The organism is Sphingomonas sp. UV9, assembly GCF_004101245.1.
In the GTDB taxonomy this organism is placed as follows: domain Bacteria; phylum Pseudomonadota; class Alphaproteobacteria; order Sphingomonadales; family Sphingomonadaceae; genus Sphingomonas.
Genome location: NZ_SCIN01000004.1, coordinates 1 through 22,766, shown reverse-complemented (window position 1 = coordinate 22,766; position 22,766 = coordinate 1). Strand labels below are relative to the sequence as shown.

23 protein-coding genes, 2 tRNA genes and 1 pseudogene are annotated in these 22,766 nt (G+C 65.3%); 12 read left to right on the top strand and 14 right to left on the bottom strand.

Annotated features, from left to right (window positions below):
• Nucleotides 1–8: 8 nt before the first annotated feature.
• From EQZ23_RS17145 to EQZ23_RS17130, 4 genes are all read right to left on the bottom strand, one after another.
• Complete coding sequence (locus EQZ23_RS17145; RefSeq protein ID WP_128455682.1) at nucleotides 9–647, bottom strand: DUF2059 domain-containing protein; 639 nt, start codon at nucleotides 645–647, stop codon at nucleotides 9–11.
• Nucleotides 605–2,047: an NAD(P)-dependent oxidoreductase gene (locus EQZ23_RS17140; RefSeq protein WP_128455681.1), complete on the bottom strand. Its 1,443-nt coding sequence runs from the start codon at nucleotides 2,045–2,047 to the stop codon at nucleotides 605–607. Before EQZ23_RS17140 ends, EQZ23_RS17145 begins: the two co-directional genes overlap by 43 nt.
• Nucleotides 2,048–2,198: 151 nt before the next feature.
• Nucleotides 2,199–3,008: an undecaprenyl-diphosphate phosphatase gene (locus EQZ23_RS17135; protein WP_128455680.1), complete on the bottom strand. Its 810-nt coding sequence runs from the start codon at nucleotides 3,006–3,008 to the stop codon at nucleotides 2,199–2,201.
• Between the two features lie 60 nt (nucleotides 3,009–3,068).
• Nucleotides 3,069–4,022, bottom strand: a complete 954-nt coding sequence (locus EQZ23_RS17130) for a complex I NDUFA9 subunit family protein (RefSeq protein WP_128455679.1) — start codon at nucleotides 4,020–4,022, stop codon at nucleotides 3,069–3,071.
• Nucleotides 4,023–4,134: 112 nt separating this feature from the next.
• On the opposite strand from EQZ23_RS17130, the gene EQZ23_RS17125 reads away from it, so the two are divergent.
• The 5 genes from EQZ23_RS17125 (at nucleotide 4,135) to EQZ23_RS17105 (ending at nucleotide 9,047) form a co-directional block, all read left to right on the top strand.
• Nucleotides 4,135–4,221: transfer RNA gene (locus EQZ23_RS17125), tRNA-Leu, on the top strand.
• A gap of 566 nt (nucleotides 4,222–4,787) precedes the next feature.
• Nucleotides 4,788–5,426 (top strand): hypothetical protein, encoded by a 639-nt coding sequence (locus EQZ23_RS17120; RefSeq protein WP_128455678.1) that lies wholly within the window; start codon nucleotides 4,788–4,790, stop codon nucleotides 5,424–5,426.
• Nucleotides 5,401–5,673 carry a hypothetical protein gene (locus EQZ23_RS17115; protein ID WP_240663654.1) on the top strand — a complete coding sequence of 91 codons (273 nt, stop codon included), beginning with the start codon at nucleotides 5,401–5,403 and terminating at the stop codon, nucleotides 5,671–5,673. Before EQZ23_RS17120 ends, EQZ23_RS17115 begins: the two co-directional genes overlap by 26 nt.
• Nucleotides 5,674–6,169: 496 nt before the next feature.
• A complete protein-coding gene (locus EQZ23_RS17110) occupies nucleotides 6,170–6,481 on the top strand; it encodes a hypothetical protein (RefSeq protein WP_128455676.1) in 312 nt (103 codons plus the stop codon).
• Between the two features lie 352 nt (nucleotides 6,482–6,833).
• On the top strand, nucleotides 6,834–9,047 hold the full coding sequence (locus EQZ23_RS17105) for an ATP-binding protein (protein WP_240663653.1): 2,214 nt from the start codon (nucleotides 6,834–6,836) through the stop codon (nucleotides 9,045–9,047).
• A 33-nt stretch (nucleotides 9,048–9,080) separates the two neighbouring features.
• Here the strand turns inward: EQZ23_RS17105 and EQZ23_RS17100 are convergent, their stop codons facing one another.
• Nucleotides 9,081–9,977, bottom strand: a complete 897-nt coding sequence (locus tag EQZ23_RS17100; RefSeq protein WP_206364306.1) for a LysR family transcriptional regulator — start codon at nucleotides 9,975–9,977, stop codon at nucleotides 9,081–9,083.
• Between the two features lie 78 nt (nucleotides 9,978–10,055).
• Between EQZ23_RS17100 and EQZ23_RS17095 the strand changes: the two genes are divergently transcribed.
• The 4 genes from EQZ23_RS17095 to EQZ23_RS17080 all read left to right on the top strand — a co-directional run bounded on the left by EQZ23_RS17095 (nucleotide 10,056) and on the right by EQZ23_RS17080 (nucleotide 15,426).
• On the top strand, nucleotides 10,056–11,231 hold the full coding sequence (locus EQZ23_RS17095) for an MFS transporter (protein ID WP_128455675.1): 1,176 nt from the start codon (nucleotides 10,056–10,058) through the stop codon (nucleotides 11,229–11,231).
• Nucleotides 11,228–12,442, top strand: a complete 1,215-nt coding sequence (locus tag EQZ23_RS17090; RefSeq protein WP_206364305.1) for an SGNH/GDSL hydrolase family protein — start codon at nucleotides 11,228–11,230, stop codon at nucleotides 12,440–12,442. The genes EQZ23_RS17095 and EQZ23_RS17090 overlap by 4 nt, the downstream gene beginning before the upstream one ends.
• 5 nt (nucleotides 12,443–12,447) lie before the next feature.
• On the top strand, nucleotides 12,448–13,224 hold the full coding sequence (locus EQZ23_RS17085) for an SDR family oxidoreductase (protein ID WP_128455674.1): 777 nt from the start codon (nucleotides 12,448–12,450) through the stop codon (nucleotides 13,222–13,224).
• Nucleotides 13,225–13,488: 264 nt separating this feature from the next.
• Nucleotides 13,489–15,426 carry a M1 family metallopeptidase gene (locus EQZ23_RS17080; protein WP_128455673.1) on the top strand — a complete coding sequence of 646 codons (1,938 nt, stop codon included), beginning with the start codon at nucleotides 13,489–13,491 and terminating at the stop codon, nucleotides 15,424–15,426.
• A 3-nt stretch (nucleotides 15,427–15,429) separates the two neighbouring features.
• Here EQZ23_RS17080 and EQZ23_RS17075 read toward each other — a convergent pair whose 3' ends face one another.
• Nucleotides 15,430–16,041 carry a DUF1826 domain-containing protein gene (locus tag EQZ23_RS17075; RefSeq protein WP_128455672.1) on the bottom strand — a complete coding sequence of 204 codons (612 nt, stop codon included), beginning with the start codon at nucleotides 16,039–16,041 and terminating at the stop codon, nucleotides 15,430–15,432.
• Nucleotides 16,038–17,261 carry a GTP-binding protein gene (locus EQZ23_RS17070; RefSeq protein WP_206364314.1) on the bottom strand — a complete coding sequence of 408 codons (1,224 nt, stop codon included), beginning with the start codon at nucleotides 17,259–17,261 and terminating at the stop codon, nucleotides 16,038–16,040. Before EQZ23_RS17070 ends, EQZ23_RS17075 begins: the two co-directional genes overlap by 4 nt.
• 165 nt (nucleotides 17,262–17,426) lie before the next feature.
• Between EQZ23_RS17070 and EQZ23_RS17065 the strand changes: the two genes are divergently transcribed.
• The 3 genes from EQZ23_RS17065 to EQZ23_RS17055 all read left to right on the top strand — a co-directional run bounded on the left by EQZ23_RS17065 (nucleotide 17,427) and on the right by EQZ23_RS17055 (nucleotide 19,363).
• Nucleotides 17,427–17,855, top strand: a complete 429-nt coding sequence (locus EQZ23_RS17065; RefSeq protein ID WP_240663652.1) for a MerC domain-containing protein — start codon at nucleotides 17,427–17,429, stop codon at nucleotides 17,853–17,855.
• The gene (locus tag EQZ23_RS17060; RefSeq protein WP_128455671.1) at nucleotides 17,855–18,667 is read left to right on the top strand and encodes a phosphatase PAP2 family protein; all 813 of its coding nucleotides are present in this window, start codon (nucleotides 17,855–17,857) and stop codon (nucleotides 18,665–18,667) included. Before EQZ23_RS17065 ends, EQZ23_RS17060 begins: the two co-directional genes overlap by 1 nt.
• A gap of 201 nt (nucleotides 18,668–18,868) precedes the next feature.
• A complete protein-coding gene (locus EQZ23_RS17055; protein ID WP_128455670.1) occupies nucleotides 18,869–19,363 on the top strand; it encodes an Hsp20 family protein in 495 nt (164 codons plus the stop codon).
• Between the two features lie 131 nt (nucleotides 19,364–19,494).
• Here EQZ23_RS17055 and EQZ23_RS17050 read toward each other — a convergent pair whose 3' ends face one another.
• From EQZ23_RS17050 to EQZ23_RS17015, 7 genes and pseudogenes are all read right to left on the bottom strand, one after another.
• Nucleotides 19,495–19,764, bottom strand: a complete 270-nt coding sequence (locus tag EQZ23_RS17050) for a hypothetical protein (protein ID WP_128455669.1) — start codon at nucleotides 19,762–19,764, stop codon at nucleotides 19,495–19,497.
• Nucleotides 19,761–20,444: an aquaporin gene (locus EQZ23_RS17045; RefSeq protein ID WP_128455668.1), complete on the bottom strand. Its 684-nt coding sequence runs from the start codon at nucleotides 20,442–20,444 to the stop codon at nucleotides 19,761–19,763. Before EQZ23_RS17045 ends, EQZ23_RS17050 begins: the two co-directional genes overlap by 4 nt.
• A 108-nt stretch (nucleotides 20,445–20,552) precedes the next feature.
• Nucleotides 20,553–20,837 carry a CsbD family protein gene (locus tag EQZ23_RS17040; RefSeq protein WP_128455667.1) on the bottom strand — a complete coding sequence of 95 codons (285 nt, stop codon included), beginning with the start codon at nucleotides 20,835–20,837 and terminating at the stop codon, nucleotides 20,553–20,555.
• A complete protein-coding gene (locus tag EQZ23_RS17035; RefSeq protein ID WP_128455666.1) occupies nucleotides 20,834–21,364 on the bottom strand; it encodes a mechanosensitive ion channel in 531 nt (176 codons plus the stop codon). The genes EQZ23_RS17040 and EQZ23_RS17035 overlap by 4 nt, the downstream gene beginning before the upstream one ends.
• Nucleotides 21,365–21,416: 52 nt before the next feature.
• A pseudogene (locus EQZ23_RS17030) lies at nucleotides 21,417–21,992 on the bottom strand (mechanosensitive ion channel); the annotation flags it as partial.
• Nucleotides 21,993–22,048: 56 nt separating this feature from the next.
• Nucleotides 22,049–22,363: a hypothetical protein gene (locus EQZ23_RS17020; RefSeq protein ID WP_128455664.1), complete on the bottom strand. Its 315-nt coding sequence runs from the start codon at nucleotides 22,361–22,363 to the stop codon at nucleotides 22,049–22,051.
• A 306-nt stretch (nucleotides 22,364–22,669) separates the two neighbouring features.
• Nucleotides 22,670–22,746 (bottom strand) — tRNA-Met (locus EQZ23_RS17015).
• Between the last annotated feature and the right edge of the window lie 20 nt (nucleotides 22,747–22,766).

The window sequence follows — 22,766 nt, the reverse complement described above, 5'->3', positions numbered from 1 at the left end:
AGTCATCGTCACTTCTTCTTCGGTTCGAGCGCGGCGACCTGCTTGGCGAAGTCCGCGACGTCGTCCTGCACCTTGCCCATCGAATCGGTCATCATCGTCCGCTGCCAGGCACCGATATCGGGATCGGCCATGATCGTGGCCGCCTGCTGCATGTAGATGCGGCCGGTCGGCGTCATGAAGAACGCCTTGATCTCGCGCATCTGCGTGACGTCGAAGCGACGGGCATAGGCGCGGGTCATCGCATCCGACATGCCGGGCAGGCTGGCGCGCAACAGCGTCATCGTCCGCTCCTGCTGACGCTGCATGAACGCGTCGAACAGCGTCTTCACGCGCGGATCGCCGTTCATCGCCGCCGCGAATACAGGGTTTTGCGCCATCCCCCGCCGCATATTGACGAGCATCGGCGTCATCATGCCTTCCACCATCTGCGCGCGCGACGCAGGCGGCATGAGCAGGTCGATCAGCTCGCGTGCCGCGGCGATCCGGCCCGGATCGATCGTGGCGGAGGGTGGCGCGACAGCGGGCGCGGCGGGCGCCGGCGCGGTCTGCGCGAAGACCGACGGCGCAGTCAGCGCGAGCGCGGCCGCGGCGAGATACCGGCGCATCATGCCGCCACCTTCGCGCTCGCGGCCTTGGTCTTCAGCCATTTGTGCATCGTCGCCGCGACGTCGCGCCCGTCGCGGATCGCCCACACGACCAGGCTCGCACCGCGGACGATGTCGCCCGCCGCGAACACGCCGTCGAGGCTGGTCATCAGCGTCTTGCCGTCGACCAGCACGGTGCCCCAGCGGCTCACCCCAAGCTCGGGCGTCGCGAACAAGGTCGGCAGGTCCTCGGCATCGAAGCCCAGCGCCTTGATCACCAGATCGGCGTCGACCGTATAATCGCCCGCCGGATCGGGTTCGGGCGCGCGGCGGCCGCTCGCATCGGGCGCGCCGAGCCGCATTTTCCGCACCTTCACGCTCGACACGCTATCGCCGCCGTCGAAGCTCTGCGGCCCCGAAAGCCAGACGAACTCGACGCCCTCCTCCTCGGCATTGGCGACTTCGCGCTGCGATCCGGGCATGTTCGCGCGGTCGCGGCGGTACAGGCACTTCACCGATTTCGCACCCTGGCGGATCGCGGTACGCACGCAGTCCATCGCGGTGTCGCCGCCGCCGATCACGACGACGTCCTTGCCCTCGGCGTTGAGACTCCCGTCGTCGAATGCGGGGACCGCGTCGCCGAAGCCCTTGCGGTTCGACGCGACGAGGAAGTCGAGCGCCGCGACCACGCCATTGGATCCGCCACCCGGCAGGTCCATCGCGCGTGCCTTGTAGACGCCGGTCGCGATCAGGATCGCGTCATGGCGCTGGCGCAGCTCGTCGAGGCTCGCATCGTCGCCGACCGCGAAGCCTTCGTGAAACACGATGCCCGCCGCCTTCAGCCGCTCGACGCGCCGCATGACGATCGGCTTCTCCAGCTTGAAGCCGGGGATGCCGTAGGTGAGCAGCCCGCCCGCGCGGTCGTAGCGGTCATAGACATGCACGTCATAGCCATGCCCGCGCATATATTCCGCCGCGGTTAGCCCTGCCGGCCCCGCGCCGATCACGCCGACCGACTGGCCGCGCGATTTGCCGGGGACCAGCGGCTCGACCCAGCCATTTTCCCAGGCGGTGTCGGTGATGAATTTCTCGACCGATCCGATCGTGACCGCGCCGTGCCCGCTGAATTCGATGACGCAATTGCCTTCGCACAGCCGGTCCTGCGGACAAATCCGGCCGCAGATTTCGGGCATGGTCGAGGTCGCGTTGCTCAGCTCATACGCCTCGCGCAGCCGGCCTTCCGCGGTGAGGCGGAGCCAATCGGGGATATGGTTGTGCAACGGGCAATGGACCGAGCAGTAAGGCACGCCGCACTGCGAACAGCGTCCGGCCTGCTCCTCGGCGGGCTCGACCGCGTATCGCTGCGCGATCTCGCGGAAATCCTCCTGCCGCTCGTCCGCGGTGCGCTTTGCCGGGTACGATTGCTCCGTGCCGACAAACTTTAGCATCGAATCGTTCGCCATACATGCCTCCGACAGCCGCGTTATTGCGCTGCGGGAGGCTTGTCACGGCTAAAACCGCATTTAGGTAAGTTGTGCTGACCTAGAAAAGCGAATTATTCGCTTCAGTATTTGAGAGCGGATCGCATCAACCGTTATTGTTTCCGAAACGGTCCTACTTGCTAAGCAGCCAGATCAATGCGGCAGAGCCTGCCACGACGCGGTACAGGGCGAAGGGCACGAAGCCGTGCTTGGTGACGATGCCGACGAACCACTTCACCACCAGCAACGCGACGATGAACGACACCGCGGCGCCGATCGCGATCGCGCCCAGTCCGACGCCGCCACCGCTTGCGATCGCCTCGCGGTTCTTCAGCAGTTCGAGCCCGCTCGCACCGAGCATCGTCGGAATCGCGAGGAAAAAGCTGAACTCCGCCGCAGTACGCCGCTCGACGCCCAGCGCCAGCGCGCCGAGAATGGTCGCGCCCGACCGGCTGACCCCAGGCACCATCGCCAGGCACTGAAGGAAGCCGATGCCAATCACCGTCTTCAACGGAATATCCGCAACGCCGCTGATATCGCTGCGGGGCGCGAACCGTTCGACCGCGAGGATCGCGAAGCCGCCAACGATCAGCGCGATCGCGACGACCTCGGCGTTGCCGAGCAACGCCTCGATATATTTATGCAGCGCCAACCCGATCACGGCGGCCGGAATGAACGCGACAATCAGATTACGCAGGAACAGCCACGACTTCGGCTCACGGCGGATCAGCCCCATGCCCACCGCCCAGAACGTCCGCCAGTACAGCACGACGATCGCGAGGATCGCGCCGAGCTGGATCACGACATTGAACACCTCCCAGCGCCCTGCATCATAGCCGAGCAGCCGCGTCGCGAGGATCAGATGTCCGGTCGACGACACGGGCAGGAATTCGGTGATCCCCTCGACGATGCCGAGGAGGATGACGGTGAGAAGTTCGGTCAAGCGGGGCTCCGGCGCGGAAGGTCAGGATCGGTGAGTCAGCACGCCTTTAGCGCGAAAAAGTCAGGCCGTCCTCGTATCCGCACGCGTTTCGGCGCGACGACCGAACCGCCCGGCCTTGCGAAAGCGCACCAGCCAGCCCGGCGCGACCGTCGACAGCGGCGTCGCCTCGATCCCGAATGCCGCCAGCCCGTCGGTGCCGGTGACGACATTGTCGCTCTGCAGCATCGTCCACTGATCCTTGGTGATCGGCGCGCCCGGCAGGAAGCCGGCCCTAGCTATCATTGCGCCGGCAAAGTCGGGAAGCTCGACGATCGACGGATTGCGGCCGATCGTCTTGGCGATCCAGCGGATCAGATTGCCCATCGTGATGATGTCGGGCCCGCCGAGCTCCAGCGTCTGCCCGCCGAACGTCTCGGGCGCCGACGCAGCCGCAACGATCGCATCGGCGACGTTGCCGACGAACACCGGCTGGAACTTGGCCCCTGCGCGCAGCACCGGCACCACGGGCGCCTTGACGATCATGCCGGCGAAGCGGTTCACGAACTGGTCTTCCTGGCCGAACACGATCGACGGCCGCAGGATGGTGGCGGTCGGGAACGCGTTCAGCACCGCAGCCTCGCCCTGCCCCTTCGACTTGCCATAGGCCGACGCGGACTCGGGGTCGGCACCGATCGCCGAGACATGCACCAGCGCGCCCACGCCCGCCTTCGCCGCGGCCTCTGCGACCGTCTGCGCACCGAGCGCCTGGATGCGCTGGAAATCGCCCGCGAGCACGCCGACCAGATTGACCACCACGTCGGAGCCTTGGACCGCATGCGCGATCGTCTCGGGCTTGGTGACGTCGGCACCGACGAACTGCGTCTGGCCGAGCCCGCCGAGCGGTTTCAGGAAAAAGGCCTGCCGCGGATCGCGCTGCGCGATGCGGACGCGTGCGCCCGACGCCAGCAGCGCCTGTGCGACATAGCGGCCGACGAAACCGCCGCCCCCGATCAACGTCACCAGTTTGTCGTTCATCGCCCGTCCGTCCACTTTGTTTGCATGCCCATTCGCGAATAACCCCTTGCCCCAGCAAGAGGCGTGTTGACAAGCATCAGGACCCTCCCCTAGAGGCGCCCTCCTACCCCGTGCCCGGATGGCGGAATTGGTAGACGCACCAGCTTCAGGTGCTGGCGATCGCAAGGTCGTGGAGGTTCGAGTCCTCTTCCGGGCACCAGGGTCCCCCCGCGGTTGGGGGGCCCATTCGATCCCTCATAGATCGACCAAGGCGCGGCATTTTCTGCGGCGAAACGGCTCTGGTAATACCCCGGCGTGTCACCGCCCCGATCCATATTTCAATCTCAAGCCCTTCGTCCCTGCTTTCCCGAGCTGGACCCACGCCCCTCTGTGTGGATGCCCATCCATGCTTCACGCTGGCGCGCGCCCATTGACGATTGTCCCGACTGGGATCTCGACAGCATGTCCGCAATGCAGGCAGCCATTCGGTTCATTTGGCAAAAACATCGATAAACCGGGCGGCCCCCCGCTATTGGGTCCAGCCGCACTCGCGAAGTCTTGGTAACCGCTACGTTTCTGATGAGGTGAGTTTTCCGCGGGCGCTTGTTCTACGATTTCGTGCTAACGAAGTATTGCTGCTTGCGATGTTGGATTTTCTTGATCAGATGTTCTTGCTGCACGAGTGGGTAGGGGAAGCAGCATGGTTCAGACAGCGAACGGCGGACACAAGTCAGGGTTCTCGCACTGGCTGCGAACCGGTAAGCTGCTGGCCGCGGGATTGCAGGCATGATCGATACCGCGATCGCCGCCGAGGACACGCCAGCTCGTATCCAGGTTTCGCGCGCAGCGGAGGCCGTCGCCAACGCCTCGGCGCGCGATATTGGTCGCGCTACGGGGGCGGTCGCAGCAAACGCCGCATTGGCAGCCACGCCGGGGGCAGCGCTCGCCAGGGTTTCCGCATTGCGCCGCCTTCGCATGGCGAGGCCGCGCCCGACCTTTGATCCGCCGCAAATCGGTTGGGCAAAAGAGACGATCAAGTCCGACGAACCTTGGAAAGCCTATAATGACTCAGCGACTGGCGCGCGCCCTGGTCAGGCGCCGACGCTGATGCGGACGATGCCGGACGGCTCGAAGCGACCGGTCAAGTTCGACGGCATACAAGGCGAATACGTTATTGATCGGAAGTGGGGCGTAAGGGACGCGCCGCATGCGCGAGCACAGCTATTGCGACAATCTCAGGTGTTGGCGCAACATCGACTTATCGGCACGTGGGAGGTTCCCACCCAAGTCCAGAAGGCCAAAGCGGTAAAACTACTGAAGAAGATGAACGTCACAACATCAAAGTCAGAGCGGTCAAGCCATGATAGCCATACAGGTCGCCCGCATCATTGCTCGGTTTGTGATTTTTGCGGACCTGACAGATGAAGATGTGCTGGATCCTGATGCCGCTGTTGAGATGATGGAAGTACTCGGCGCCCAGCTTGAAGCACTGGACAAGGGTTTCCTCCGCGAGTTGGTCGACGCCTTCGCTGTTATCGCTGCCGATTATAGCGGTGAAGCGCAAGAGGTGGTGCGCAATATCGCGTATGGTTTCTATCTCGAAGAAGCGCTCGCCGCCGACGATCCGGTGAGGTTGGCCGAGTTGGAAGCGCTGCGCGATGCGAGGGATTGAACGCGAGGGCGCCGGGGTGAGAACGATCTGAAGATCACGCGATCCCGGTGCCGCGAACTTTGGATGAGTGGCGTTCGATGTGAATTGTCCAACAATCCGGGTGCCCAGCTTTAGCCCCTGTGGGGCACCATTTCTATAAGCATCGCGTGTTGCAGCCGACTAGGCTGCGCATCAGTGCGCGCCGCTTGCCTTGTACGATAATGTTGCTCAGTTTTTCTCTCCGCAATAATTAGCGGGGACGGCATGGTCCAGTCATCGGGCAGCAGTAAGCGGAACGCGTTTTCGCGTTGGCTTCTGACGGGTATATGATCGACCGAAAATGGGCTGTCGTGAACAGGCCTCGCTCGCGGGCCCAGATTTTGCGGCAGTCGGAGGTATTCGCACACCACCGTCCGATCGGGACGTGGGAGGTCCCCACGCCTGTCGAGAAAATCAAGGCACTGAAACTGCTCAAGCAGATGAGCAGCACCAACATCCAGGTAAAGGTCGTGAAGCCATGATCGCTATGCAGGTTGCAGAAATTATCGCGGAGTATGCCGTGTTCCTCGAACTGACCGGCGAAGAGGAACTCAACCCTGACACCGCCGTGAAGATGATGGAAGCCTTGGCTAGCCATCTTCAAGAGATGGACAAGGGATTTCTCCGTGAGCTCGTGAACGCGTTCCCGATCATTGCAAAAGAATATAGTGGTGAGGCGCAAGAGGTGGTGCGCAACATATCTTATGGCTACTATCTTGAAGAGGCTCTTGCAGTTGACGACCCGGTCGAGCTGGCGGCATTGGAAGCTTTGCGCGACGCGAGGGGCTGAACGGCGGTACTTGGACTCGTGGGAATCTCAAGGCCGCATAATTCAGCGTCGATGCGTACATCACTGACGACTGACCGAAATTATCCGATGATCTGAGTGCCCGTTTTTGTCCCCCATAGGGGACCATTTTCGCGTCAGCGGAACCCGTCTTGTTGGGGCGGGCATACAGCAAATTCTGCGCATCAAGCAGGCCGCCCGAAGAGGATGGGCCTCCGCTTATGCTTGTCCTTCTCTAAGTGAGTGCGCGCTGACCATAAATGGAAGCGACGCGGCCGATACTTGGCGCTATCCGGCAGGGCGAGCGGCTGTCGCACCGACAGACGATGCGGGACAAGCACGAGGGTCGAACGACGTGGGCGAGATTCCGGCGTTTCTGGATTGCGACGGCGAACTGGGGCGCCTGATCGCCGAACATGACTGGTCGGACTCGTCGATCGGCTCGATCGAGACATGGCCGCCCTACCTTCGGGCCGCGACCGGGATCGTGCTGCGATCGCCGCTGCCAATGGCGCTGCTATGGGGCCCCGAGGGCCTGTTGCTCTACAATGATCGGTATGCCGAGATCGCCGGTCGAAGCCACCCCGAGATACTCGGACGCCCCGTCCAAGATGCGTGGCCCGAAGCGGCCGCATTCAACGAAAGCGTCCTGCGCACCTGCCTGACCGGGCAAACGCTGACCTATTCCCGCCAGCCGATGACGCTGTACCGTGCAGGGCCGCCCGAAGACCTGTTCTTCGATCTGAATTATTCCGCGGTACCGGATGCCGACGGCAGGCCGGCCGGGGTGATCGCGGTCGTCATCGACGTCACCAGAACCGTCCGCATGGAGGACGATCTACGTGCCGAGACGCATACGCTCGAGACCCTGAACCAGACCGGCGTCGCGTTGACCGCCGAACTGGATCTCGAGCCGCTCGTACAGATGGTGACCGACGCGGCGGTAAAGCTGACCGGGGCGCAATTCGGCGCGTATTTCCACAACCTGATGGACGAGACGGGCGAACGCCTTCACCTCTTCACGCTGTCCGGCGCGCGGCATGCGGATTTCGAGGCGCTCGGTCGCCCGCGCGCGACCGCCGTCTTCGGCCCGACGTTTCGCAACGAGGGCGTCATCCGGTCCGACGATATCCTCGCCGACCCCCGCTATGGGCGCAACGCACCCTATGCCGGCATGCCGCCGGGCCATTTGCCGGTCCGCAGTTACCTCGCCGTGCCGGTCGTGTCGCGATCGGGAGAGGTGCTGGGCGGCCTGTTGTTCGGTCATTCCAAAACGCATCGGTTCGGCGAACGCCATGAGCGGCTTATCGTCGGCATCGCCGCACAGGCCGCGATCGCGATCGACAATGCGCGGCTGTTCTCCGCGGTCCAGGATATCAACACCACGCTGGAACGACGGGTCACGGAACGCACCGAAGACCTGACCCGCGCGCATGATGCCCTTCGCCAAGCGCAGAAGATGGAGACCCTCGGCCAGCTGACCGGTGGCATCGCGCATGATTTCAATAACCTGTTGACCGTCATCCGCGGGTCCACCGATCTACTCAAGAAGCCGGGGCTGAGCGAGAGCCGCCGCGATCGGTATATCGACGCGATCTCGCAGACCGCCGACCGGGCGACCAGACTCACCAGCCAGCTTCTCGCCTTCGCCAGACGATCGTCGCTGACCCCCCGCGTGTTCGACGTGGGCAGCACCATCCGAAGCCTCAACGAGATGATGGAGATGCTATCAGGCGCATTGATCGAGGTGGACCTCTGCCTGCCCGACGCCGTGTGCCTCGCGAACACCGATGTCAGCCAGTTCGAGACGGCGATCGTGAACATGGCCGTCAACGCGCGCGATGCGATGGGTCAGCAAGGGCGGCTGACGATTACGGTCGAGCCGCGGAGCGTCATCCCGCCGGTCCGCGGGCACGAGGAACGCCACGGCGACTTTATTGGCATCTCGATCGCGGATACCGGCGCGGGCATCCCGCCCGAGCATATCGAGCATATCTTCGAACCCTTCTTCACCTCCAAGGACGTAGGCCATGGCACCGGCCTCGGCCTGTCGCAGGTCTTCGGCTTCGTGAAGCAGTCGGGCGGCGAAGTGACCGTCGCCAGCGAACCGGGCAACGGTGCGACCTTCACGCTCTTCCTTCCCCGCGAGCGGACCGAGGGGATCGCCGAAAGCGTCGAGACCCTGGCCGGCGAGAGCGACAGTAAGAGTATCAGGATCCTGGTGGTCGAGGACAATCCGGAAGTCGGTGCGTTCGCGACGGGCGCGCTTCACGATCTCGGCCATGACGTCGTCCTCGCGCGCAATGCAGCCGAGGCTCTGGCCCAGCTGGACCGCGAACACGACACCTTCGATTTCGTGTTTTCGGACGTGATGATGCCGGGCATGAACGGTATCGAACTCGCCCGCGAGATACGCCGCCGCCGGCCGTCGCTACCCGTGGTCCTGACCAGCGGCTATAGCGAGATCCTGTCGCGAGAGGGGGCAGGCGAGTTCACGCTCCTGCGCAAACCCTATTCGATCGACAGCCTGAGCGCGGCGTTTCAGGCACCGCGAAACGACACGCAATAGGCGTCGGCGAATAGGGGCAGCGTACGATCGGCATCACACCACGCCGCCGTGCAGAGAGAGGGCGTCGAGCACGACCCGGACGCGCTGGGGCAACGTGTCCGACCGGCCGACATAGATCGCGTGGAACGGCTCGCTGGCGGGCGGCAAACGATCGACAAGCAGCGGGACCAGCCGCCCGGCCGCCAGATCGTCCCGGATCGTGAACCCCGCCAGCCGCGCGGGTGCCACGCCCGCGAGCGCCAGTTGGCGAATGCCTTCGCCATCGTTCACGCGCACCCGGGCTGGCGTCGCCGAGGCGGAATCGCGCGACGACCGAAGCCAGGTCCCTGCCGCCCGCGGGTAGGAAAAGCCCAGCAGGTCATGGCCGGCAAGGTCGTCGAGCGTGATCGGCAGTCCGTGGCGCGCGATCCATGCGGGTGCGGCCGCGACGATCAGTGGAGTCTCGCCGAGCGGGCGGGCGATGAGACCGGAATCCGCGAGCGGCCCGGCGCGGATCGCCAGATCGGTGCGATCGGCGAGCAGATCGCTGATCGCGTCGCTCTGTACGATATCGATGGCGATTTCGGGGTAGCGCGCCAGGAAGTCGGGTAAAAGCGGCGCGAGCACGTGGGCGACATAGGAGGCGCTGCTCGCGATCCGCACCCGCCCCGCCGGTCTTCGCGCGCCCCCTGCCTCGCGCTCCGCAGCCTCGATCTCGGCGAGGATAGCGACGGCCCGGACATGGAATGCCTCGCCCTCTGCCGTCAACGCCAGCCGCCTCGTCGAGCGTCGTAGCAGACGCGTGCCGAGCCGTGCCTCAAGCCGCGCGACCAGCTTGCTCACCGCTGATGGACTAAGCCCCAACGCGCGGGCTGCGCCGGAAAAGTCTCCTGCCTCGACGACCCGGACGAAGACCGCCATCTCGGCGGCGCGGTTAGGCTCCTTGGTCACGACTATTCCCCAAGTTCACAGGTGATGTTCCCCGGTTCCGTCTAATTCATCAATGCCGCTGGTGCCATAACCATGGACATGACACGATCCCCCCCTCCCCTTGCGCTGCTTGCGCTCACCGCTGGTGCCTTTGGCATCGGCGTCACCGAATTCGTCATCATGGGCTTGCTGCTCGAAGTTGGTTCGGACCTTCACGTGTCCGTCAGCGCAGCCGGCCTGCTGATCTCCGGCTATGCACTCGGCGTCGTCGTCGGCGCACCGATCCTGACCGTCGCGACCGCGCGCTGGCCCCGCAAACAGCTTCTGCTCGCGCTGATGGCGATCTTCGTGATCGGCAACATCGCGTGTGCCCTGGCGCCGAGCTATGGCCTGTTGATGGCGGCGCGCGTGATGGCGGCGCTGGCGCACGGTACATTCTTCGGCGTCGGCTCGGTGGTCGCGACGCAGTTGGTGCCGCCCGAGCGCAAAGCGTCGGCCATCGCGATCATGTTCACGGGCCTGACCGTCGCGAACATCCTCGGCGTGCCGATGGGGACGTGGCTGGGTCAGCAGGCTGGCTGGCGTGCGACCTTCTGGGCGGTATCGGTCATCGGCGTCGTGGCGTTCGCCGTGATCGCCGCCGCCGTCCCTGCCGACCGGGAGGCCCAAGCAGACGCCGACTGGCGCCGTGATCTGCGCGTACTCGGCCAGCGGCCGGTGCTGCTTGGCTTGGCGACGACGGTGCTCGGTTATGCAGGCGTGTTCGCGGTGTTCACCTATATCGCACCATTGCTGATCGAGCGCGCGGGTTTTGCCGCCGACGCGATCTCGCCGATCCTGCTGCTGTTCGGCGGGGGTCTGGTGCTCGGCAACCTGACCGGCGGCCGGATGGCGGATCATGCGCTGATACCCGCGGTGTTCGCCAGCCTGATCGCGCTCCTCGGCGTCTTGCTGGCGATGGGACCGTTGCTGGCGACCAAGACGGGTGCGCTGGTCGGTGTCGCGGCGCTTGGCTTCGCCGCGTTCGCGACCGTCGCGCCGCTCCAGCTCTGGGTCATGTCGAACGCGCGCGGTGCAGGGGAAAGCCTTGCCTCCAGCGTCAACATCGCCGCCTTCAACCTCGGCAACGCGATCGGCGCCTGGATCGGGGGTATCGCGCTTGCCCGGATCGGCTTGGCGGCGATCACCTGGACCGCCGCACTGTTCCCGCTGGCCGCGATTGCCGTCGCCTTCGTCGCCGTCCGCGAACGCCGCCTTGGGAAAGTTCCAGCATGAGCCTCCTCGTTGCCGCAGCCCTGATGATGCCGCCTGGTCCGGCCCGTACCGTGCCGGCATGGACCGCGAGCCAGCAACCGGTCTGGGGCGAGGACTTCCTGTTCCCGACCAACATCCCCGCGCAACTTGGCGATCGATCGCTGCGGCAGGTGGTGCGGCTCGGGATCGGCGGCCGCGCAATCCGCTTGGTCCTGTCCAATGCCTATGGCACCCGGCCGCTCACGATCGCGGCAGTCCATGCGGCACCCTCGCGCGGCGGTAGCCGTATCGACCCCGTACGCGACCGCGCCATCCGCTTCGGCACCCGCGCAAGCGTGACGATCGCCCCGGGCGCGACGATCACCAGCGACCTGTCGGCGATTCCCGTGAAAGCAGGGGAAAACCTCGCCATCACGATCCGCTTTGCACACGCGCCGGATATCCGCGGCTTTCACTGGGACGGCAGGCGCACCGGCTATGTCCTAGCCGCCGACCAGATCGCCGCCGCCGATCCGCCCGTCGGAGCCACGACCACCGCTCGGCTGGTGCTGGCAGCGGTGCTTGTCGATGCGGCGCGTGCGAACCGGACCGTGGTCGTCGTCGGCGATTCGATCACCGACGGCGCCGGCGCGACGCTGGATGCGGACACGCGCTGGCCCGATCATCTGGCGAAACGCGCGGCGCCAGCGGGAATTGCGGTCGTCAATGCGGGCATTTCCGGCGCCCGGCTTCTCAGCGACGGCATGGGCGCCAACGCGCTCGCCCGGCTCCACCGCGACGCGCTCGCACAACCCGGCATCGGCACCATCGTGGTCGCGCTGGGGATCAACGACATCGCCTGGCCGGGCACACCGTTCGACCCGCAGGGACGCCCGGTCGATTTCGCAGCGCTGGTCGAGGGATATCGCGCGATCGTCGCCAGCGCGCATGCCTCGAAGGTGCGGGTGATCGGGACGACCTTGCCACCGTTCGCCGACGCGCTGCCCGGTACGCCACTCCACGCCACCTATTACAGCGTGGCGAAGGACGCACTGCGCGGCCGGATCAACGAATGGATCCGCCGTTCCGGCACTTTCGACGCCGTCGTCGATTTCGACCATGTGCTCCGCGATCCGAAACGCCCCGATCGTCTCGCCCGCGCCTACGACAGTGGCGATCACCTCCATCCCGGCGACGCCGGCAACGCAGCTATGGCGGACACGCTCCCTCTCAGTCTGCTATTAGGACACTGATTTTCATGAACATCGATCTCACCGGCAAGACGGCACTCGTCACCGGCTCCACCGAGGGCATCGGTTTCGCCATCGCGCAGGGGCTCGCGCGTGCCGGCGCCACCGTCATCGTCAACGGCCGCACGTCCGCCAAGGTCGATGCCGCCGTCGCGCGGATCGGCGGCAGCGCACGCGGGGTCGCGGCCGACCTCGGCAACGTCGCGGGCCATGATACGCTGGTTGCCGCCGAGCCGCAGGCGGATATCGTCGTCAGCAATCTCGGCATCTTCGAACCGGCCGATTTCTTCGACGTCGACGACGCGACCTGGGATCGGCACTGGCAGATCAACGTCATGGCGGGTGTTCGGCTCGCCCGCGCCTATTTGCCGGGCATGGAAGCGAACGGCTGGGGTCGCTTCCTGCTGCTCGCGTCCGAATCCGCGTTCAACATACCCGTGGAGATGATCCACTACGGTGTCAGCAAGACCGCCGACGTGGCGCTTGCCCGCGGACTCGCCAAGCGGATGGCTGGCACCGGCGTCACCGTGAACTCCGTGCTGCCTGGCCCGACGCTGTCCGAAGGCGTTGCAGCGATGCTGGAAGCCGAACGCGCCAAGACGGGGAAGCCGATCGAGGATGTCGCGGCGGCCTTCGTCCAGGCGCACCGCGCGAGCTCGATCCTTCGCCGCGCAGCAACCGTCGAGGAGGTTGCGAACATGGTCGTCTACCTCGCGTCGCCGCTCGCTTCGGCGACCACGGGCGCAGCGGTGCGCGTCGACGGCGGGGTCATCGACACGCTGTGATTTAGCAGCGCGACGGTTCTTCGTATCGCCGAACCGCGATCGGGTTCGAATGGCGGCCGGGCGAGGTTTGCCTGGCAGCGGGGCGAGGTTTGCCTGGCGGCGGGTCGAGGTTTGCCTGGCGGCGGGTCGAGGTTTGCCTTGCGCGGGGCAACCGGGCGATACAATCTCCCATCCTGGATCGATCGTGCCCGCCTGCGGACGGTTGCCCGCCAGTGAACCAGGGGATGAACGATCAGAACGTATGTAGCAGCAGTGGCGTCGGCGATGATCGTCGCCCTGGTCACATCCGCTGGCGCGCAGACCGGCGGGACGCGTTATCGACCGGGCGAGACGTTTGCGCCGTTCGACATGGGCCAACCGGCGGGGCGCGTGCGCGCGGCGAGCGGCTTGCCGGGTCCCGATTACTGGCAGAACCGCGCCGACTATCAGATTCGCGCGACACTGGATCCGGCGGCCAAGACGATCACCGGCAGCGTCGATATCCATTACACCAATGCCAGCCCCGACGTGTTGGACATGCTTTGGCTCCAGCTCGATCAAAACCTGTATCGTGCCGGATCACGCGGCGCGGACTCGCGGGGCGGTGCGCCGCGGGGCAATACCGACGGCATGACGCTGGAGACCGTCTCGGTCGAGAGCGGCGGGCGGAGTGCGACGGTGATCCCGCTGATCTCCGACACGCGCGCGCAACTGCGGCTCGCGACACCGTTGGCAGCGGGGGCGAAAGCTGTGATCCGGATCCGCTATCGTTACACCGTGCCGTCCGAGGCGTTCGGCGGGCGGACCGGGTGGCTGACGTCGAAGAATGGCGGTGACATCTTCTCGATCGCACAATGGTATCCGCGAATGGCGGTGTACGACGACCTGCGCGGATGGGACACGGCGCCGTATCTCGCGCAGGAATTCTACCTGGAATATGGCGACTTCGATTACTGGCTGACGCTGCCGTCGGACATGCTGGTGGCGGGATCGGGCGAATTGCAGAATCCCACCGAGGTCCTGACGCCGACGCAGGTCGCGCGGCTGGCCAAGGCGCGGACGAGCGACGCGACCGTGATCATCCGCGCGCCCGGCGAAATCGCCGACCCGGCGACACGGCCGAAGCGGGGCGGCACGCTGACCTGGCATTACCGGATGGAGGATACGCGCGACGTCGCGTTCAGCGCCTCGCGCGCGTTTGCCTGGGATGCGGCGCGAATCAATCTGCCGGGTGGCAAGTCGTCGCTGGCGATGTCCTTCTACCCGGCGGAATCACAGGGGCAGGATCGCTGGGGTCGCTCGACCGAATATCTGAAGGATTCGGTCGAGCGGTTCTCGGCGAAGTGGTTCGCTTATCCATGGCCCGCCGCGGTCAACGTCGCAGGCCCCGCGTCAGGAATGGAATATCCGGGCATCGTGTTCGACGGCATCGAGGACAAGGGCAAGGAGCTGTTCTGGATCACGGCGCACGAGATCGGGCATAGCTGGTTCCCGATGATCGTCGGCTTCGACGAGCGCCGCCACGCGTGGATGGACGAGGGCTTCAACACCTTCATCGACACCTATCAGTCGGACGAATTCAACCGCGGCGAATACGCCCCCAAGCGCGACAGCGAGTACGCACCAGGCGGTGGCAATCCGGTCGACGAGATACTGCCAGTGCTGGCGGATCCCGACGCCCCGCCGATCCTGTCGCGATCGGATACCGTGATCGAAAAGTGGCGCCATCCGGTGACCTATTTCAAATCCGCGCTCGGCCTCGTTCTGTTGCGCGAGCAGATCCTGGGACCTGACCGTTTCGACCCCGCTTTCCGCAAGTTCACCGCCGCCTGGGCATTCAAACATCCCAAACCCGCCGACTTCTTCCGGGCGATGGAGAGCGATGCGGGCGAGGACCTGTCGTGGTGGTGGCGGGGTTGGTATGCGAACAACTGGCAAATGGACCTGGCGGTGGCGGGGATTTCGGCCGCGAAGGACGGCACGCCGCTGGTGACCGTGGAATCGCGCGATCGGCTCGTGATGCCGGTGACGCTGCGGGTGAGCTATGCCGATGGTCGCAAGACCGACCTGCGGTTGCCCGCCGAGACGTGGATCCGACAGCCGGCGACCGCGATCCCGGTGCCGCGGGGGACCGTGACACGGGCGGAACTCGACCCCGATCACACGCTGCCAGACCGCGACCGGAGCAACAATTCAGCGCAGGCGGGACCGCGTGCCCCGTAACAATCAAGGACGCGAGGCGGCGGCGAAGCCTGGGTCGATCACGAGCAGCACGCGCGTAATCCCCGTCGCGCCGATCGGCGGCGAGCGGTGGAGAATGATCGGCTCCTCCGCCCAGACCCGTCCTTTGAACAGCCCGACGTCGCCTATCCGCAACTGGCCTTCGGGGATCTGCCCCTGGGTGTTCGCATATGCCCACTGGGTACCGGGACCGACCAACGGCATAAGCAACCGCACGGTCACCTGATCGGCGTGGAATTTTCGACACGCGTCGGTCTCGATCACGTCGAGCCGGATACGAAGCTCGTCGCACGCCATCAGAGTGGCGAACGACGAGGCGAGCGGGACGATCGCGTCGGCCAGCGCGATGGCATCGCGGTAGCCGGCCGACGTCAGCGCCTCGGGAATCGCCGATGCCAGTGCCACGACCGGCACGTCCTGGTCGATATCCGCAATCGCGTCCCAGTCGAGCCCATCGAGGCTGGGCACGTCCCGATGCCGGCAGATCGCAAGATGCACCTCGGGATCCAGTATCCGCTGGAGAACCGCCTGATCGTCGCTGATCGCAACCGCCCCGTCCCACAACGCATCCTCGCGCATCGCGCGTGCCGCACTCATTCCGCCGCCTCCAGCACCTGCTCGCCCCAGGCCGGAAACGGATCGCGCAAGCCCTTCCACATCTCGGGCGTATAGACGCAGACCGGCATCAGGCAGGCGTCGAGCCGCGCGCGGATCACCGCTTCGTCCATGCCGATCCCGATGAACACGAGTTCCTGGCGCCGATCACCCCAGATCTGATCCCAATGCGCCGCGACGAACCGCTCGAACCGGTCATCGACCGGCCATTGCGTCTTCGGCACCGTCGCCCACCAGCGGCCCATTCGCGACGTCGTGGTCTCGCTTCCGGCAACAGCCAGTTCGCCAACCCAGTCAGGGCGTGTCGCCAGCCAGAAATGGCCTTTCGCACGGACGACGTGATCCAGCCCGCCATCGACGAGGAAATCATGGAGGCGGACCGGATGGAACGGCGCGCGTGCGCGGTAGACGAAGCTTTCGATACCGTATTCCTCGGTCTCGGGCTGGTGATGCGCGTACCCGTAGAGTTCCTTGGCCCAGAGCGGATGGCGCGCCGCCTTCTCCTCGTCGAACAGCCAGGTATCGAGAATTGCAGAAAGCGGCACGCGCCCCTGGTCGCAGGTGACGATCCGCGCGTCGGCGTTAAGCGAGGCGACCAGCTTCTTGACCACCGCGAGTTGCTCGGCCGACACCGCGCTTGCCTTGTTGACGACCACGACATCGGCGAATTCGATCTGCTCGACCAGCAGGCCGACCAGACTGCGGGTATCCTCGTCCCCGAGCGACTGCCCGCGATCGGCAAGAAAATCCCGGCTCGAATAGTCCTTCAACAGATTGAGCGCATCGACCACCGTGACCATCGTATCGAGCCGCGCGACGTCGCCCAGCGACACGCCGTCCTCGTCGCGGAACGAGAAGGTCGTCGCGACCGGCAGGGGCTCTGAGATGCCGGTGCTTTCGATCACCAACTGGTCGAACCGCCCCGCCTCCGCCAGCGTGCGGACTTCTGCGAGCAGATCGTCGCGCAACGTGCAGCAGATGCAGCCGTTCGACATCTCGACCAGCGTCTCTTCGCTGTGCGCGAAGGCGGCATCGCCCCCGCGGACGAGATCGGCGTCGATGTTCACTTCGGACATGTCGTTGACGATCACCGCCACGCGCCGCCCCTCGCGGTTGGCGAGGATATGGTTGAGCACCGTCGTCTTGCCGGCACCGAGAAACCCAGACAGCACGGTCACGGGCAGCCGACTATCGGTCGTCATCCCGCCGGCACCGTCATTGGGAGAAGCGTTCGGTTTCATCGTATCCACATTTACACCTTGCGAATCATGATATGATGTATCATCGCCGTGCTGCTGTCATCGATCGCGGTTCGGGTCAAGCCGCGAGGCACGTTCAGGTCACGCCGCGAGGCCCAAGGAGATTCCATGATGCGACACCCTGACGAACCTACAGGCTCGAGCCCGCGGCCTGCCCCTGGTGGCGACATGCTCGACAGCCTGGCGGTCTGCGCATCGGTGGTCTGCATGGTGCATTGCCTGGCGCTGCCGTTACTGCTCGCGGCGTTGCCGGCGCTCGCGACATGGTTCGATCCGGGCGAGACATTCCACGTCGCCGTCCTCGCCTTCGCGGTCCCGACGAGCGCGCTGGCGTTGATCGGCGGGTGGCGCGTGCACCACGCCATCCCCCCGGTGATACTGGGCGCCAGTGGACTCGTGCTGATGACGCTCGGGATCGTTTTCGGTGGCCGCGCGGCACTCGAGACCATGTTGTCCGTCAGCGGCAGCCTGATGCTCGCGTTCGCGCACGTCGCCAACTGGCGCAACCGCTTGACGCAGACGGCGGCGACCGCGTGATGCCGCGCCCGAGCAGCGCGAACGCGGTTCTTGCCGCAACGCTAACCGCGCTATGCCTTGGCGGCGGTGCAGCCTTGGCGCGGGTCGAGAGGACAGAGGCTCGATCGGGGTATCTCGCCCCCGGCGCCTTCGACGTACTCGCCGTCTTGCCGCCTGCGCCGCGGCCCGGCGATCCGCGCGCAACCGCCGACCGTGCGGTTTTCAGGGCGACGCGGGCGTTTGCCGGCACTGCGCGCTGGGCGATGGCGACCAACGACGTGAAGCTCGCACCCGTCGATATGATGCGTGATTACAGCTGTGCGGTGGGCATCGTGCTGACTCCGCAAATGGCGCCGCGCACCGCCATGCTGATCGCTCGCGCTTCGTCGGACACCGCACGCGGCACCGGGATCGCCAAGAATTTCTACAAGCGCCAGCGCCCGTTCCTGATCGACCAGGGCGCGACCTGCCAGCCCGCTGCAGAGGTCGCGGACAGCTATGACTATCCGTCGGGGCACACCACGGCGGGCTGGACCTGGGCGACGTTGCTCGCCGAACTCGCCCCCGACCGCGCCACGCCGATCCTGGCACGCGGCCGCGCGTTCGGCGAAAGTCGCCTGGTCTGCGGCGTCCATAATGCGAGCGCGGTCGAGGCCGGGCGCCTCTCCGCATCGGCCACGCTGACCGCAGAGCGTGACGTTACGGCGTTCAAGGCCGATCTCGCTGCCGCGCGCGTCGAAATGGATGCGCTCCGTCGAAATCCGACGACACCAAAACCGGCGCCCGCACTCTGTTCGCGAGAAGCGGCGTTGATCGCGCAACGGATCGACTGAACCGTATCGTGGTCGGCTTCTCAACCCTTTCCATCAATCCAACACCCGCCACGACAGAAAAAATTTCACGCGAAAATCTTGACGCTCGGACGCCGAAAATTATTTTTGCAATCGCCGGACGCGTTGATCGGTCCGGTGACTGAGGGCACCGGCTCTCCCGGTGTTCCTCGTGCTCAGATTGCTCATGAGGAGGATTTGGATATGAGGACGAACTTCGATTTCACGCCCTATCGTCGCTCCACCGTCGGTTTCGACCGGTTGTTCGACCTGCTGGAGGCGACCGCGCGGACCGAGACGGTCGATGGCTATCCGCCCTTCGATATCGAACGCGAGAGCGAGGACAGCTATCAGATCACGCTCGCGGTTGCCGGGTTCCGTCCCGACGACATCGAGATCGTCGCGCAGAACAACCAGCTGACGGTCAGCGGGCGCAAGCCGGACGACCGCGACGAAGGTCGCTTCGTTCACCGCGGGATCGCGACGCGCGCGTTCGAGCGGCGTTTCCAGCTGGCCGATTTCGTCCAGGTGCAGATGGCGAGCTTCGACAACGGGCTGTTGCGGATCGCCCTGAAGCGCGAGATCCCCGAGGCGATGAAGCCGCGCCGGATCGAGATCTCGGGTGCCGCGGCGAACGATCGCGCGCGCGATACCGAGGTCCGGATCGAGGATCATCAGGCGGAGCGCGACGCCGCCTGATCGGACCATCGTGATGGGATCTGCCCGACAGGTCCTGCATGATCGAAGGGCGGTTGCCGGCAGCGATGCCGGCAACCGCCCTTTCTTTTATGTCGACGATACGGCCCACACTCGGCGAGCCGTATCCGGGGTCAGCGTGGTGGGGGCGGCTTGACGTGGATATCGGCCGCGGACGGGACGATGTGGCTCGGCCGCGACGACAGGCGCAACCAGCCGCCACGCACGACGACCAGTGCGGCGGCGGCCGCGACGACGACCAAGCCGAGCTCGATCTTGCGCATCGCGTCGCGATTGCGCTCCTCCATATTCCACACGCCTTCCCATTCCTCATCGGAACGGGACTCGTGATGGGCTGCGTCGAACTCCGCATCGTAATCGCTGTGATCGCTATGATCGATCATGCGCGGCCTCCCTGCGTGCGAACCTCCGCGGGGGTGCGATGGTCGCCGACAAACAACTCGACCGGGGTATCGCCGATCGGAATCGAAATCAGGTGGATGAGCGTCAGCGCGAGGCCGATCGACAGTGGCGCGAACGCCGCCGGAGAGCGCACGTCGGTGGCGCCGAGAATGACGATCAGGAAACCGGCCGTCAGGATCGCTTCGGCGACAAACGCGGCCGCGGCGCTGAAGCCGCCCGGCGAATTGGCACCATAGCCGTTAGCCGCGAAGCCGCTGGCGACCAGGTCGAACCCGGCCGTGCCGGACGCGAGGGCCGCAAGCGCCGCGCTGGCGAGAATCCCGCCGACGAGTTGCGCCAGGACATAGCCCGGCAGATCGCGCACGGGAAACCGGCCGGCGATCGTCACGCCCAGGCTGACCGCGGGATTGAAATGTTCACCGGAAATGAAGCCGACGGCAAGCGCCATCGTGAAAACGGTGAGTCCGAAGGCGAGCGAGACGCCGACCAACCCGATGGAACCGGGAACGCTAGCGCCGGCTGCCAGAAGCACGGCGCCGCAACCCCCGAGGACCAGCCAGAAAGTCCCGATCGTCTCGGCTGCCAGACGGCGCGCGGTGGCGATCGGACGGGGGCGCCGCGCTGATCCTGCAACGGCGCGAAACTGTGACGCTTCGGTCATCCTCTTGTGCCTCGTACAGGACGCCTCGACGTGCGTCTCTGATCCTCGAAATCAGGGGCAGCGGAGGCCGTGGCCATCCGCCGCCCCTTAGGGCCTAGCCCGTACGGCTTACTTGCCGCGGAGCGTGTTGATCAGCGCGATGCCGAGGACGCCGGCAACCGCTGCTGCGGCCAACGGGCGCTCCTTCGAGAACTGGCGCACATAGTCGACGAGCGGACGGATGTTCTCCTCGACGACGTCCTTGGCTTGGCCGACGGTCTTCTGGACGGTGCCGCTCAACTGATCCGCAACGCCTTCGCTCTTGAGCGACTGGTCACCAGTCGCGGTGCCGAGCGTTTCCTTGGCCTTGCCGCCGAAATCGGTTGCTGCGCCTGCGAGGGTGTCGGTGTTCATAAAAAGTCTCCTTGGTTGATAATGGGTTGAACAGAGTGATCAAAGATGAAGAAGTAGAAACGAGGCGTTTCGGTAACGTCGTGGACGTCGTTACGATCCTCGAAAGATCCCGATTGCGGACGGTTCATCGAATCTGCCGTCGTTTCTTCGCCTTGCTGCTCACCCAGACCTTCACCGGGCGAACGCCTCGTGGCGGTGTCCTCGTTTGGCTTGATGCCATCGAGCCTGCGCTTGACGGCATTGCCGGCGGCGTCGCGACCGCCCAGGCCGAACGCCAGCGCCGAGGCGACCGCGATCGCTCCGAGCAACAACCCGAACGCCAAGTTGATGATGTCGTCGGCCGGACCCATGAAGGGCCGGCCGATCGCCGTGCCGAGCACGATGATCGCGATCCGCACGACGGGCGCGGCGACGCGCGTGCCCTGGTCGCCGTTACGCTCGATGGCGTGGGCCACGAAACGCGCGATGACGACCGATGCGAAGATGATGATCGCACCGAACACGACCTGCCCGAACAGCGTCAGCACGCCGGAATGATCTGCGAGTCATAGGCGAAGTTCAGCTGGCGGAAGGCTTCGATCAGGCCGAAGATCGGGATCGCGACAAATGCGCCGGTGCCGACGGCCTTGGACGGCACGAACGAGGGACCGGTCGTGCCGAGCTGGCGGTTCTCTTGGCTGCCGAGAGGATGATGCGCAGCATGGCGGTTGCAGACTGCGAGATCGCCGCGATGGTCAGCGTGTCGAGTGCCGCGATCGACACCGGGATGATGATCAGCGCGAACACGATGCCACCGATGGTCCGGGGCAGCATGGTCGGATCGGTCGGCTTGGTGGCACCGACGTGCGTCGAGAAGCGCTCGACATGGCTGGCCGTGATGACCGCCTTCTTGGCGACCTTGGCGAGCACATAGCCCAGGAAGAAGATCAGCGCCGCGCCGATGATCCGCGGCACTGCCCGACATAAGCCCTGCAGCATGTCGCCGAGCGGGCCGGTCGCGCCGGCAAGGCCCAGTGGCTGCGTGGCGAGGAACGGCGTGATCAGCAGAACCACCCAATAGGCGGCATCGCCGACCTGCGCGCCGATCATTGACGGGTTGCGCGGGTTAGCGTTGGGCTCGTTGGCGTGGATCGCGAGCGGCGTCTTGTTGACGAGCTTGGCGACGCCTCACTTCACGGCGCGGGCGATCGTCCAGCCGATCGCCAGGATGATCAGCGCGGCGATGATCCGCGGCGTCCAAATTTCCACATAGCTCTAGGCTTGCGCCCCGAAGTCGCGGGTGTTCGATACGACCGTATCGCCCGCTTGGGATCCTTGACCTGCCCCGACACGCGGATGAAATCGCTCACGGTCAGGCGGTCCGTCGTCGTGTCGCCGTCGCGCGAGGCCTTGGCGGCACGACCCAGCTGCTGGAGCTGCCCGAGCGACAGGTTCGCCTCGAGCCGATCGCCGACGCATTGCGACTGCGACGGCTGGAAGCCATAGCCCTCCAGCGAGATCGCGATCTTCGCCGGCGGGTGACGCACGCGGACCGCGACAGCGCGCCCATCCCGACCGTTAGAACCCCCGCCATGCGCGCAAAACTACGATGCTGGGTCATGATAAGCCCTGTCTTCGGGCACCGTGCAGTCTCGGTCCGATCGGACGCAAAGCCCATATTTCCCAATTTGCAAACGGGCCGCGCGCATTTTGGTGCGATAAGTGGGGGCGTGGGGAATAGCTCGGGTGCGTATGTTCGGCACAATGGAGGGCAAGTCCGGCCGCCGCCGGAACGCATAAAGTCCCCGGAGCTGTTGCTACGGGGATTTGCGGTTGTGGTGATGTATTGGAATTGGTTGCGGGGACAGGATTTGAACCTGTGACCTTCAGGTTATGAGCCTGACGAGCTACCGGGCTGCTCCACCCCGCGACGGTCCGGCTGTGCGGACG

Bases quoted from the DNA above. Each gene is read 5' to 3' on its own strand.
- EQZ23_RS17145 (WP_128455682.1), bottom strand. From the start codon at position 647: ATGGCTGAAGACCAAGGCCGCGAGCGCGAAGGTGGCGGCATGATGCGC.
- EQZ23_RS17140 (WP_128455681.1), bottom strand. From the start codon at position 2,047: ATGGCGAACGATTCGATGCTAAAGTTTGTCGGCACGGAGCAATCGTAC.
- EQZ23_RS17130 (WP_128455679.1), bottom strand. From the start codon at position 4,022: ATGAACGACAAACTGGTGACGTTGATCGGGGGCGGCGGTTTCGTCGGC.
- EQZ23_RS17120 (WP_128455678.1), top strand. From the start codon at position 4,788: ATGATCGATACCGCGATCGCCGCCGAGGACACGCCAGCTCGTATCCAG.
- EQZ23_RS17110 (WP_128455676.1), top strand. From the start codon at position 6,170: ATGATCGCTATGCAGGTTGCAGAAATTATCGCGGAGTATGCCGTGTTC.
- EQZ23_RS17095 (WP_128455675.1), top strand. From the start codon at position 10,056: ATGACACGATCCCCCCCTCCCCTTGCGCTGCTTGCGCTCACCGCTGGT.
- EQZ23_RS17090 (WP_206364305.1), top strand. From the start codon at position 11,228: ATGAGCCTCCTCGTTGCCGCAGCCCTGATGATGCCGCCTGGTCCGGCC.
- EQZ23_RS17085 (WP_128455674.1), top strand. From the start codon at position 12,448: ATGAACATCGATCTCACCGGCAAGACGGCACTCGTCACCGGCTCCACC.
- EQZ23_RS17080 (WP_128455673.1), top strand. From the start codon at position 13,489: ATGATCGTCGCCCTGGTCACATCCGCTGGCGCGCAGACCGGCGGGACG.
- EQZ23_RS17075 (WP_128455672.1), bottom strand. From the start codon at position 16,041: ATGAGTGCGGCACGCGCGATGCGCGAGGATGCGTTGTGGGACGGGGCG.
- EQZ23_RS17070 (WP_206364314.1), bottom strand. From the start codon at position 17,261: ATGACGACCGATAGTCGGCTGCCCGTGACCGTGCTGTCTGGGTTTCTC.
- EQZ23_RS17065 (WP_240663652.1), top strand. From the start codon at position 17,427: ATGATGCGACACCCTGACGAACCTACAGGCTCGAGCCCGCGGCCTGCC.
- EQZ23_RS17060 (WP_128455671.1), top strand. From the start codon at position 17,855: ATGCCGCGCCCGAGCAGCGCGAACGCGGTTCTTGCCGCAACGCTAACC.
- EQZ23_RS17055 (WP_128455670.1), top strand. From the start codon at position 18,869: ATGAGGACGAACTTCGATTTCACGCCCTATCGTCGCTCCACCGTCGGT.
- EQZ23_RS17050 (WP_128455669.1), bottom strand. From the start codon at position 19,764: ATGATCGATCATAGCGATCACAGCGATTACGATGCGGAGTTCGACGCA.
- EQZ23_RS17045 (WP_128455668.1), bottom strand. From the start codon at position 20,444: ATGACCGAAGCGTCACAGTTTCGCGCCGTTGCAGGATCAGCGCGGCGC.
- EQZ23_RS17040 (WP_128455667.1), bottom strand. From the start codon at position 20,837: ATGAACACCGACACCCTCGCAGGCGCAGCAACCGATTTCGGCGGCAAG.